10 protein-coding genes are annotated in these 11756 nt (G+C 42.1%); 2 read left to right on the top strand and 8 right to left on the bottom strand.

The window, feature by feature from the left end; all coding sequences use genetic code 11:
* Position 1: 1 nt before the first annotated feature.
* The 6 genes from B1s21122_RS01545 to B1s21122_RS01520 all read right to left on the bottom strand — a co-directional run bounded on the left by B1s21122_RS01545 (position 2) and on the right by B1s21122_RS01520 (position 7193).
* Positions 2-1189, bottom strand: coding sequence for a branched-chain amino acid ABC transporter permease (locus tag B1s21122_RS01545; RefSeq protein ID WP_095680966.1), 1188 nt, complete (start codon positions 1187-1189; stop codon positions 2-4).
* A gap of 3 nt (positions 1190-1192) precedes the next feature.
* Positions 1193-2269: a branched-chain amino acid ABC transporter permease gene (locus tag B1s21122_RS01540; protein WP_223299074.1), complete on the bottom strand. Its 1077-nt coding sequence runs from the start codon at positions 2267-2269 to the stop codon at positions 1193-1195.
* 147 nt (positions 2270-2416) lie between these two features.
* Positions 2417-3661 carry a branched-chain amino acid ABC transporter substrate-binding protein gene (locus B1s21122_RS01535; RefSeq protein ID WP_095680967.1) on the bottom strand — a complete coding sequence of 415 codons (1245 nt, stop codon included), beginning with the start codon at positions 3659-3661 and terminating at the stop codon, positions 2417-2419.
* 207 nt (positions 3662-3868) lie between these two features.
* Positions 3869-5080: an MFS transporter gene (locus tag B1s21122_RS01530; protein ID WP_095680968.1), complete on the bottom strand. Its 1212-nt coding sequence runs from the start codon at positions 5078-5080 to the stop codon at positions 3869-3871.
* Positions 5077-5967 (bottom strand): co-chaperone YbbN, encoded by an 891-nt coding sequence (locus B1s21122_RS01525; RefSeq protein WP_095680969.1) that lies wholly within the window; start codon positions 5965-5967, stop codon positions 5077-5079. The genes B1s21122_RS01530 and B1s21122_RS01525 overlap by 4 nt, the downstream gene beginning before the upstream one ends.
* Positions 5964-7193, bottom strand: coding sequence for a DUF4032 domain-containing protein (locus B1s21122_RS01520; protein ID WP_095680970.1), 1230 nt, complete (start codon positions 7191-7193; stop codon positions 5964-5966). Before B1s21122_RS01520 ends, B1s21122_RS01525 begins: the two co-directional genes overlap by 4 nt.
* An 81-nt stretch (positions 7194-7274) precedes the next feature.
* On the opposite strand from B1s21122_RS01520, the gene B1s21122_RS01515 reads away from it, so the two are divergent.
* A complete protein-coding gene (locus B1s21122_RS01515; RefSeq protein ID WP_095680971.1) occupies positions 7275-8408 on the top strand; it encodes an AI-2E family transporter in 1134 nt (377 codons plus the stop codon).
* Here the strand turns inward: B1s21122_RS01515 and B1s21122_RS01510 are convergent.
* Positions 8405-9115, bottom strand: a complete 711-nt coding sequence (locus B1s21122_RS01510) for an alpha/beta hydrolase (protein WP_095680972.1) — start codon at positions 9113-9115, stop codon at positions 8405-8407. The genes B1s21122_RS01515 and B1s21122_RS01510 overlap by 4 nt on opposite strands.
* Positions 9116-9137: 22 nt before the next feature.
* Here B1s21122_RS01510 and B1s21122_RS01505 point away from each other — a divergent pair, with 22 nt between their 5' ends.
* Positions 9138-10601: an aldehyde dehydrogenase family protein gene (locus B1s21122_RS01505; protein ID WP_095680973.1), complete on the top strand. Its 1464-nt coding sequence runs from the start codon at positions 9138-9140 to the stop codon at positions 10599-10601.
* Between the two features lie 2 nt (positions 10602-10603).
* Here B1s21122_RS01505 and B1s21122_RS01500 read toward each other — a convergent pair whose 3' ends face one another.
* A complete protein-coding gene (locus B1s21122_RS01500) occupies positions 10604-11752 on the bottom strand; it encodes a MalY/PatB family protein (protein ID WP_095680974.1) in 1149 nt (382 codons plus the stop codon).
* Positions 11753-11756: the final 4 nt, after the last annotated feature.

Below are 11756 nucleotides of genomic sequence, written 5' to 3'. Positions count from 1 at the left end.
ATTACTTACCCACTTTCTTCTTTGAAGTGGATGCATCTTCATCATCTAGCTCATCTTCATGAAGCATTAACTTCAAACGAGATTCAGGTAGTAAGCCCTCTCGCTTAAATAGCATCATCAAAATTAGTACGAGGCCAAAGAGTAAGAAGGTGAAGGAGGCGAAATCAACCTCAGTACCAAACTGTTCGTTATAGAGCTGACCAAAGGCAGTTAAGCCATTGCCATTTACCCAAGAGAGAATAAATGCGCCAAGGATTACTCCCCAAACATTTCCCATTCCGCCAAGAACTACCATGGCGAGTAAGAAGATAGAGATAGTGAAGTTAAATCGCTCTGCATAAACACCATTTACGTGGGTAGCAAATGCCACACCACCAAGACCGCCAGCAAAAGCACCAACTGCATATGAAGCAAGCTTGGTACGCATCAATGGCACACCCATCATTGAAGCGGCTAACTCATCCTCACGGATAGCAAGCCAAGCACGACCCAGACGACCTTTACGCAGACGAAGTGAAACGAAAACCATAATTGCAGTAAGTAGTAGGAAGATTAACAACTTCCAACCAAAGTCAAATGGTCCAAGATCTTTAACACCAACTGGAATTGGGTCAACGCCCACAATTCCCTTTGTTCCATTGGAAATGTTAAAGCCAAAGAAGTTTTCACCATTGAAAAATACCTGCGGGATAATTTCACCAAAGCCAAGAGTTACTAGCGCTAGGTAATCACTCTTTAAACGAAGAGTTGGTGCACCAATTAATACGCCAAAGAATGCACAGATAAATCCACCCAGTAATAAAACCATCCAGAAGTTGATGTGAATTCCAGGAGCCTCTGCAGGTACTGAGCCAAAGAAGTTAATGTTTAAGAAGTAGAAAAACTCTGACATAAACCAACCGGCGCAATATCCACCAATTGCCCAGAAAGCCACATAACCAAGATCTAGCAATCCGGCATAACCAACAACAATATTTAATCCCAGCGCCATAATCACATAGACCAGTGATTCATTTATAGCTGATGGTGGCATCCATCGATAAACCGCATCATAAATTCCTAGAGGTAGACCTTCCCAAGGAATTAAGAATTGATAAGTGATAAATAGAATGAATCCAGTTATTGAGTAACCAATAATCCACTTACGGTTTGATCTAGTTACATTATTTGCGACTGATGTTTTAGCCATGGCTTAGACCTTTTCCGTTACAGCTTTACCAAGTAAGCCAGCTGGCTTAAACACCAAGATAATAATCAGGATTGTGAAGACCACAGATTGTGACCAAGCCTGACCAAATGCAATTGGAAGACCATCATTTAATCCTTGGATTAAACCAATCAGAAGACCGCCAACAACAGCGCCCCATAGATTTCCAATTCCACCAAGTACGGCGGATGTAAATGCGATTAAGCCAAGTTGGAAGCCTAGGTTGTAGCTAGTTGTTCCAATAGATTGCTGATACAAAAGTCCGGCAGCTCCTGCCATCGCACCACCTAAAGCGAAGGTGAAGGCAATTGTCTTATTAACATTAATTCCCATAAGTGTTGAAGCATCACGATCCTGGGAGGTTGCACGCATCGCCTTGCCTTGCTTGGTATTTGTCACCAAGTAATTAAGAGCAAGTAATAGTGGGAATCCAACTAGGAATAGCCAGATAGTAATCATGCTAATTCTGATCTCACCGATATAGATATCACCGCTAGGAATCACAGTTGGCCACTGGCGTGGGGTGGAACCATTCCACTTTAGACCAATGAAGTTAAGTAGAAATGACATACCAACAGCTGTGATCAGAGGTGCAAGACGTGGTGCGTGACGTAATCTTCGATAAGCTAAACGTTCAATTAATACATTTATAACAGCGCCAAAAACCATCACTGCAATTAGACATAGGCCGAAGGCAAACCATCCATATCCATTGGACTGATCAGCGCCCATCCAATAGGTAATAAAGAAGGAGGAGAAAACTGCGCTAAGCATGAAGAGATCTCCGTGAGCAAAGTTAATTAATTCAATAATTCCATAAACAAGTGTGTAACCAAGGGCGATCAATGCATAGATCAAGCCGTTACGTAATCCTGAGATAGCAACCTGTGCAAATTGTTCAGGGGCCTTAATTAAGTTGACTAGCATCCATACAGCAGCCAATGCGCTAATTGATATCGCGCCAATTCTTTCAACTCTTTGTTGGCGGATCTGACCAGGAGTGCCGCTAAATTTCTTTGCTTCAACTACTTTGGCCAAGGTAACTCCATTTCCTTCATTCACCCGGTTAGGGGCTTAGGTATTCAAAAGCTTAGGTGGAAAAGATACAACAGTATTGCTCACTTGCGTAATGGCACAAACCTTACTTACCAAGGATTTGGGTGGCCACCCGAAGGCAGCCACCCAAATCTATACCTTATATAACTGGTATTACTTAACTGTAATCTTCTTTACGAAGGTCTCAGCCTTAGTCTTAACGATCAGAATTGTGATGTCCTTTGACAAGATATCACCGTTCTTATCGAACTTAAGTGCTGTTCCTACAACTGACTTATTTGCAGGAATACTTACAGTCTTCATCTTCTCGAAGATGTCCTTACGTGTTCCGTTTGAGCGAGAGATTGCATCAAGGATTACTTGAGCAGCCGCTGCACCGTAAACAGAGAATGAGCTTGTTGGAGCCTCACCGTAAGTTAATAGGTATTCATCCTGGAATTGTTCTGCTACTCCACCCTTAGGGAACTGATCAATTGAAAGACCAGTAAATGAAAGGTAAGCACCATCTGCTTCTGGCAGAGCCAAGAAGTCTGGGTATCCAGTGAAACCGTCTGGCATCATGAATTTAACAGCGGTGTTAGATCCAAGGTACTTAACCTTGTCCTTAACTAATTGTCCACCGTTTAGATCAAAGATTCCGCCAACATAAACCATGTCAGGTGAAAGTGCCTTGATCTTTGTGAATAGTGCTTCGTAGTTTGAAGCCTTGTCATCCCAGCCTTCACCAGCATCGCCAGTTGATAGAACAGTTAGTCCTAGCTTCTTAGCATTTGTTGTGAATGACTTTGCAACACCTTGTCCGTATGTTTGACGATCGTTAAGAACGTAAACCTTCTTAACACCTTGTTCTTTAGCGAACTGTGCAGCTGCTGCACCTTGGTTATCATCAGTTGTTACAACACGGTAGTAGTTGCGCTTTCCGGTTGGATAATACTTGCCAGGCTCGCCTGGATCCCATGCCTTTGTAAGACCTGGGTTTGTGTTTGCGTTAGATACCATCACCATTGGACCCTTAGGATCTTGGTTCAAGATTGGCACAATAATTTTTGCGCAACCTGAGTTATATGTACCCATTACCGCAACTTCGTCACGAGCTGCTACGTGTGCTTGTGCGTTCTTTGCACACTGAGCATCATCCCAAGAGCCTTTAGCGGCTGTTGAGTTGTCATACTCGCGGAACTTGATTGTGAACTTGCCAGCTTTGTTATTGCGTTGCTTTAATAGCAACTTGATAGCTTTGTTTGTTGATTCACTCTGATCAGCAGATCCACCTTGTTTTGGAAGATCTGAAGAAATATACAGAGTTGTAGCAGCAGATGATGAGCTTGATACTAGTGTCAAGCTAACAGCTGCAGCTGCAATAGCAACAATCGCTACCTTTGCAGGATTTTTCTTCATTAAGAGGTATACCTTTCCTAGGTTTTCGACACCAGGGACTTATGTCCATAATGTTGTTGGGCAAGGGTAGAGGTTTGGGGTGATTTTGACTAGTTGGATTTTGCTGTGAATCTCATTATCTGGGCTTAAAAATTGCCAAATAGGTTTGATATTTCACGCGTAAATAACAGTTTTGTTATTCACTGTCTAGGCCAGCTCTAAGTGCTCTCACAACCTACCGGCGCGTACAGGCGAGCCGACCTTTCCAAAATAAAGCAGAGCCAACATCATCACCGATGCAAAAAGTAGCGCAGTAGTAATTGAAGTTAACTCAACTATCCACGCCAAAATTGTTTTTGAAATAAAGATAATAAATGTATTAACAAAACTTAATTGCGCAACTGCAATTGCATTTCGCCCATTTGAAAGCCGTCCTGCTATTGAGAAAAATACTGGCGCAAGGGCTGATGAGCCCAAACCGGCTAAGAAAAATCCAAGAAAGGCAATTAGATATGCAATTGTTTTATTGCTATCAACTAAAAGAGAAGAAAGTAGGATCATTGAGATAAATCCGGCGCCGCCTACTGCGCCGCCTGTTTTAATCCAAAACCTTTCAGATTGATGATTTAACGCCCAGCCAATTGAGAATCTGCCAATGATAAGACCAATTAAATAAACTAAATATGACAAGGTGGCAATTGATGAGCTCATATTTAATTCCTCTTTGCCAAATAAGGTTGCCCAGTCTGCAATGGTGAACTCCATTATTGAGGCGCAGAAAAACCCTAAACTTAAAAACCAATTAACTTTAAACTTAAATTGCTTTATTGAACCAGTTTGATAAGCATCATCTGCTTCAAGGTTTGCTGGAAAGGTGTTTGATAACTTGGCGATACAAAATTGGGTAATAAGCCAAACAATGAACATCAAGATAGTGATATGCCAGGTGATTGAAACATAATCAGAGATTAAAAAAGCTATTGCAGCTGTACTCATCGCCCCAACTGCCCAGGCGCCATGTAGTTTTGGCACGATAACTGAGCCCACCTCATCTTGCCGGTGAAGTGAGTGACCGCTGGATGCAATGTGATAAATCGAAATTGAAGCACCCGCCAAGATATTTAAAAATAGAAATAAAATCGGTGAGCTGGTGTGAACTAAAGCAGTAAACATAACCGCCACCCCAGTTGAGCCGATCTGTAGAGCTCGTTTTGAACCAATTGCATGAACAATTTGTCCGCCAATTAACAACATAATGATTGATCCAATTGATGATGCGCCAAGGAGTGTGCCAAAGGCGCCATTGTTGATATCTAAGTTGGCTTTAAGATCTGGCGTTCTTGGAGCAAGTGACATGATGGAGATACCAAAGAGAAAAAAGATGATACTTAAGTAACGCTTTTCCGCCCTTGAGTAATTAGTTTTTTCAAAGTTTTTCAAAAGAGTGCACTTGCTAACTGACCACGTGCTTTAACCAACCTTGGATCGGTTGGATCTACCAAATTGAACAGTGTAATTAAATGCGCCTTTGCCTTATCCCGATCTTCCCCAGCCATACCTCTAACTGCATTTAGTAATCGCTCAAAGGCTGCCTCATAATTTCCAGTTGCAATCTCAATATCAGCACACATCATCTGGCTTGTTACATCATCAGCTTTTGCATTTTTCAAAGTTAGTACAGGATCTAAGCCATCAATACGAAGCATCAAATTAACCTGGGCTAAACCAACTACTGCAACCTGCTCATTTGGTTTTCGTTTAAGCCATGCCTCATATGAAAGCTTTGCTGCTTTGTAATCACCTTTTTCCATCGCAGCATATGCAGCAACCTCTTCAGCCTCCATTGGAATCTCAGTTGGACCCTCAGGGGCGCTACCCACACCTTTTTGAGCAGCGAGCTCTAGTAATTTATTAATTACTAATCGCACTTGATCCGCTGGAGGAACTGATTCAAATAGGGGAAGTAGTTGCTCACCAATAATTGCAATTGCAACTGGTACTGACTTTATCTGCAGCACTTGGGCAACTTGTGGCTGGGCATCAACATCTACTACGCCAAGTAGCCAGGCATTCTTATCTGCAATCTCAAGTTTTCCAAGAGTTTCAAGTATCTCCTTCGCTTGCGCACTCCTTGAAGACCAAGCCAGCAAGATAACTACTGACTCTTTTGATTTAGCAACAAAATCAGATACTAAATTCTCCTGTGTTACCGCCTTGCCATGGGTTGGTGTTACCGCCTCCCCCGTTGGTTTTTTTAAGGTTGAAAGATCAAAGGCATTACCAAAATTGGCACTACCCATCCCAGGAAGCGGTTTATTGCTACTCATTTTTTAATTACAACCCCTGAATCCATTCGGTATGGCAATACCTTTTCAATGTAGTCGGCAGTGGCAAAATCTAGCCCAACATCTCTACCTAATTTCTCACCTAGATACCAACGATTCTCTAATACCTCATGGAAAAGCTGGGCTTGTTCCACTCTTCCCTTTAACTCCTCCGGTACTTGGTTGACTACTCTTTTAAATACATCAGATAACCATTGCTTAACAACTACAGCGTGTGGTGTGGCAGGAGGGAACTCACGTGCTTTATATCGATCATAGGAGGCAAGTAATCGCTTTGCTTGCAACTCCTCTGCTTGTAATCCCATTAACTCCTCTAAGCGATTTGCATGGTATCTAGCTGCAACCAACTTTGGTTGAAATTTTATTGATCCTTTATCCCCAGTTGTTGTTACCTCAACCTCTTCAACGGCAAAGCCAAGATCTTGCAAACTTCGCATTGCCCGCTCCACCGCTTGGCGATCTGATGAATCTAATATCTGTGGCTCCTTTAACATCTTCCACAATCTTCGATACCTCTTTATAACACCATCGGATGCTCTAACCGGATTAATATCATTTGATAAGACTCCTGCAATTGCTAAATCCTCAAGCTCTGCTGCCACATTAAAGTGAGCAAGCTCTAAATCATGCTCACGCTGACCATCACTTAATGATCTTTGAAACTCACCAGTTTCCGCGTCCACTAGGTAGGCGGCAAAATCATTGGCATCTCTTCTAAATAATGTATTTGAAAGGGAGCAATCTCCCCACCAAAAACCAAGTAGGTGAAGTCTTACTAAGAGTAACGCGAGCGCATTTGCCATATTTAATATCTCAGTTGGCGTAACAGATCCACTTAAGATCACCCGATAAGGAAGTGAGTAAGGCAGATACTTTGTTACCAAAGCGGCCGGCAACTCATTGCCATCGCCATCAACTCTTCCCTCAATAACTGCAACTGGTTCAACACAAGGCGCTGTTTTTTGATTTAAATCTCTAAGTAATGAGTACTCACGATTTGCAAACTCCGGTACTGTCTCTTTAACTGCAAATATTTGGCTATTACTTTTGCTGGGATTTGATCTGATTAACCTAACAACGTGGCGAGAGATACCACGCATGCCAGTTAGCACCTCATCCTCAGGCCATCCCTCAAGTCCTTTATCCCAAGGCAGGTTAGCTAAGGTTGCAATCTCCTCCCCTAATCCTTTGATACGTAATCCACTCATAGGCTTATTCTCTCGTATTTAAACCAATCCCTGCTCATTAATCGGTCTGTGGTGATGTGAAAAGCAAGATAAAATTCACCTATGGCTAGATTTACTAAACCAAAGATCACTTCAAAATTACTAAGGCGCAAAGTGAGCAAAGTTGCCAATGAAGATTTTGGTACAGCAGGTAAACCGGTAAATACCTCCCACCCTTTCTACTTTGGCTTTATGGTCACTATTGGCGCACTCCTTGCGCTAACCATGTTGCAAGCACTGGCCTCAGCAAGCGCCGTGTTTATACTAATTATTATCTCTATCTTCCTAGCAGCTGGTTTAAATCCAGCAGTAATGTTTTTCCAAAAACGTGGGCTAAACCGTGGGGCATCAGTGGGCGCAGTCATGGCATCTGTTTTACTCTTTGTCGCAGCCTTTATCGCAATCGCAGTGCCACCGCTAATTGATCAAGGAAATCAACTACTTGATAACGCACCAGCCTTAATTAAAGATTTAAACAACAACGCCCTTATTAATGATCTAAATAATAAGTATGGAGTAATTGACTCACTGCAAACCAAAATTGATTCACTAATTAAAGATGGCCAATTTGCGATCACCGCCTTTGGTGGGGTAATTGGAGTTGGAAAGGCTGTGGTTTCAGGGCTGGTTTCAACAATTACTATTCTTGTGCTAACCCTTTACTTCCTTGCCTCTCTGCCACAGGTAATAAATATTGGTCTCAGGTTCGTGCCAGCAACAAGGCGGGATCGAGTCTCTAAATTAACCAATGCCATTGTTGGAAGAATCGGCTCCTTTGTTGGCGGACAAGCAATTATTGCCGCCCTTGCTGCCACCTTCATTTTAATTATGGGATTAATTGTTGGCATGCCATACCCAGGACCACTTGCAATGGTGGTTTTAATCTGTGGCTTTATTCCATTAGTAGGCCACTTCATTGGAATGTCGATTGTGACTGTTGTGTCACTTACCGATTCACTTACAACAGCTGCAATTGCACTTGGCGCTTATATTCTTTATGTTCAGATTGAAAATTATGTAATCACGCCAAGGATTATGCGAAAGTCTTTAGCAATTCCAGGGCTAGTAACAATTATCGCTGCCTTACTTGGTGCCTCCCTGCTTGGCTTAGTAGGTGGCTTATTAGCTGTTCCAATTGCAGCAGCAGTACTTCTTATATTAGATGAGGTTGTGTTTCCAAGAGCTGATCAAGCTTAAATCTCTTGCGGTAGTGGCAATCTGCTTGGCGCAATAACTTTAACAATCTCACTTAACACTAGATGAACCATTGGCTCCCCTACCCACAGATGTTTGGCGCCTGTCACATCAATCTGCTTTAAGTTTTTTACCTTTGAAAACTTAAGCTTTGCTGCCTCCGGTTTTAAGTAATCATCTAACTCTGGGATAAGTGCGGTAATAACTCTGCCATCTTTAATCCAAAAATCTAGATCATCTTGCGTGGTAGATAGCATTGGCGGGCTTAGCAGGATTAACTCTTTAATTCTTTTATCCCTTGCATATTGCAATGCAAGCTCTGTGCCAAAGGACCAGCCAATTACATATAAATCTTTTATCTTTAATTGCTCAAAACAGTAATCAAGGGCTGCTAGGACATCTAACTTTTCACCTTTGCCATGGTCATACTCACCATCACTTTTTCCTGCTTCACTAACAGTTCCCCTGGTGTTAAATCTAATTATTTGAATTCCAGCCATGGCAGGTAATCGGTTGGCTGCCTTTTTATATATATGAGAATCCATCATTCCCCCACCTGACGGGTTGGGATGGAGCATTAAAAGTGAGCCAGTTATTTCACTCAAAGGGGTAGTGAGCTCACCAATTAAATTAAGCCCATCGCTTGTTTTTATGGTTATTGCGCTGCGATTAGCGGGCAATACCGTTGAAGGGCGGATTAACTCTGGCACAAAAAGAGTTTACTCTTACCTTATGAACCTTGAAGCCACCTTTGATAAATGTGATCCTAAAACTGGTGAGGTAATTGCAAAGTATAAAAACTTTTCACTCGATGAGGTATTTGCCCAAGTAAATCTGGCCCAAACTGCAAGTATTCGCTGGCAAGAGTTTGGTTTCACCGCCCGAAAGCGCACCTTACTTAAATGGGCTTCTTACATAACTAAAAATCAAAAAGAGATTGCTGCCTTAGTTGCAACTGAGTGTGGAAAACCATTAAGTGATGCCTCACTCGAAGTCTCTATTGCAATTGATCATATTGCTTGGGCAGCAAAACATGCAGAAGAGATTATGCAAAAACAAAATCGCCCAGCTGGTTTATTGATGTTTAACATGAAGGCGCAGGTTCAAAGATCACCTCTTGGTGTGGTTGGCGTAATTGGTCCTTGGAATTATCCAATCTTTACTCCAATGGGCTCTATTGCTTACGCCTTAGCTGCTGGAAATACAGTTGTCTTTAAACCATCTGAATTCACTCCTGGTGTTGGTAAGTGGTTGGCAGATTCATTCGCACAGATTGCACCCTTTGAAAATATTTTTGCTACGGTAACTGGTTTACCTGATACCGGTAGAGCATTAACTCAATCAAAGATTAATAAGCTCTCATTTACTGGATCTACTAAAACTGCTAAAAAGGTGGCAGAAAGTTGCGCGCAATCAATGATTCCAGTTGTCCTCGAATGCGGTGGCAAGGATCCAGTAATTGTGGCAGCAGATGCTGATATAAAACTTGCAGCCGAGTACACACTCTGGTCTGCCATGGCTAATGCTGGTCAATCTTGTATTGGGGCAGAGCGAGTTTATGTGGTCGAATCTGTTGCTGATCAATTTATTGAAGAGATAAGTGAGATGGCAAAAAAGATTCAAGCTGGCAAAGATTATGGCCCAGCCACCATGCCATCACAATTAAATGTTATTCAATCCCATTTAGATGATGCCAAAGCAAAGGGAGCTAAGTTTTTACTAGGGGGAACAGAGTCTGTAAAGGGTGCCTATGTTGAACCAGTAATTATGTTGGATGTGCCAGAGGATTCAACTGCGATGACGCAGGAAACATTTGGGCCAACAATTGCTATTAATAAGGTATCTAATACTGATGAAGCAATTAAGTTATCTAATGCCAGCTCTTATGGACTTGCAGCAGCTGTGTTCTCCAAACGAGATGGTGAAAAGATTGCCTCAAAGCTTGCCTGTGGCATGGTCTCCATAAATTCAGTATTTCTATTTGCAGCTGTTGCATCTGTGCCATTTGGTGGAGTTAAAGATTCTGGATACGGCCGCATTCATGGAGCTGAAGGTTTACTTGAGTACACCTACGCACGCACAGTAGTTAAAACGAGATTTAAAATCCCACTTAGATTTACTACCTTTAAGCGCACCAGATTTTCTGAAAAAATTCTAGCAACCTTGATTAAGCGCTTGCACGGAAGAAAGAAGTAGTACTACAAACTCTTTGCAATCCGATCAATACCTTCAGTTATAAGTTGTGGGCTTGTGCCAAAGTTAAGTCGAACAAAGCTCTTATGTTTTGGTCCATATAAAACACCGCCATTTAATGCAACTTTTCCTTTTTCTAAGATCCTCGCTGCTGGATCATCCCCTAAGCCAAGGGCGCTCATATCAAGCCAAGCAAGGTAGCCAAAATCTGGAATTCGATACTTAACTTGCGGTAATTTACTTTGCAGTAAGTTGCTAAGTAATTTCCTATTCTCATCCAATGTGATTAATACTCCATCTAACCAATTAACAGAGTCTGAATAAGCTGCAGTTGATGCCACTGCGCCAAATAAGGATGCCCGCCAAGTTACTGCCAGTGGCATTTTGTTAATTCGCTCCTGCAGCGCACTTGATTGGGTGATGATAAAGGCGCACTTAAGCCCAGCTAAGTTAAAGGATTTACTAGCGCTAGTAATAATAATTCCAACCTCTTTAGCAACATCACTTACCGCTAAGAATGGTGTGAAATCTTTTGCATCATAGGAAAGAGGTGCGTGGATCTCATCACTTAAAATCACCACTTGATAACGCTTTGCTAAATCAGCTAACGCCGCTAATGCTTGCTTATCAAAGATAACGCCAACTGGATTATGTGGGTGGCATAAAATATGGACTTTAACCCCAGCCTTGTACTCTTTTTCAATCGCTGCTAAATCTAATTTGTAATTTAAATCATCTTCAATAAGTGGGGTATCAACTGTGGTGGCGTTAACCTCAGTAATCCATCGCCAGATGTTTTCATAAACTGGTGAGTTAAGCATTACCTTCTCGCCCGGCTTAATTAAGGTGCGCATGATCTCCACAATGCCAACGCCAACATCAGTTGCCATTCGCATTTGTTTGGTATCAACCTGCCAACCCCAACGAGATTGGGAGAATTTGGCGAAGGCATCAAATAACTCTGGGAATGGTCCGAGGTAGCCAGTATCTGATCGCTCGATCAAATCTAGTAAGGCTGCTTTTATTGCCGGGGCTGATTCAAAATCCATCTCAGCAACTGGTAGCGGCAAAACATCATTTGGAAATTGTCGCCACTTAACACTTTTACGTTTACGTAATTGATCTATTGATAACGCTCGGACGACATCGGCCATAAGT

Source organism: Candidatus Nanopelagicus limnes, assembly GCF_002287885.2.
Lineage (GTDB): Bacteria > Actinomycetota > Actinomycetes > Nanopelagicales > Nanopelagicaceae > Nanopelagicus > Nanopelagicus limnae.
Note: the sequence above shows the minus strand (reverse complement) of the source record. Positions and strands in the feature narration are given on the sequence as shown.

Excerpts from the sequence above, each read along its gene's own strand:
- B1s21122_RS01545 (WP_095680966.1), bottom strand. The coding sequence starts at position 1,189 with ATGGCTAAAACATCAGTCGCAAATAATGTAACTAGATCAAACCGTAAG.
- B1s21122_RS01535 (WP_095680967.1), bottom strand. The coding sequence starts at position 3,661 with ATGAAGAAAAATCCTGCAAAGGTAGCGATTGTTGCTATTGCAGCTGCA.
- B1s21122_RS01525 (WP_095680969.1), bottom strand. The coding sequence starts at position 5,967 with ATGAGTAGCAATAAACCGCTTCCTGGGATGGGTAGTGCCAATTTTGGT.
- B1s21122_RS01520 (WP_095680970.1), bottom strand. The coding sequence starts at position 7,193 with ATGAGTGGATTACGTATCAAAGGATTAGGGGAGGAGATTGCAACCTTA.
- B1s21122_RS01515 (WP_095680971.1), top strand. The coding sequence starts at position 7,275 with ATGGCTAGATTTACTAAACCAAAGATCACTTCAAAATTACTAAGGCGC.
- B1s21122_RS01505 (WP_095680973.1), top strand. The coding sequence starts at position 9,138 with ATGAACCTTGAAGCCACCTTTGATAAATGTGATCCTAAAACTGGTGAG.
- B1s21122_RS01500 (WP_095680974.1), bottom strand. The coding sequence starts at position 11,752 with ATGGCCGATGTCGTCCGAGCGTTATCAATAGATCAATTACGTAAACGT.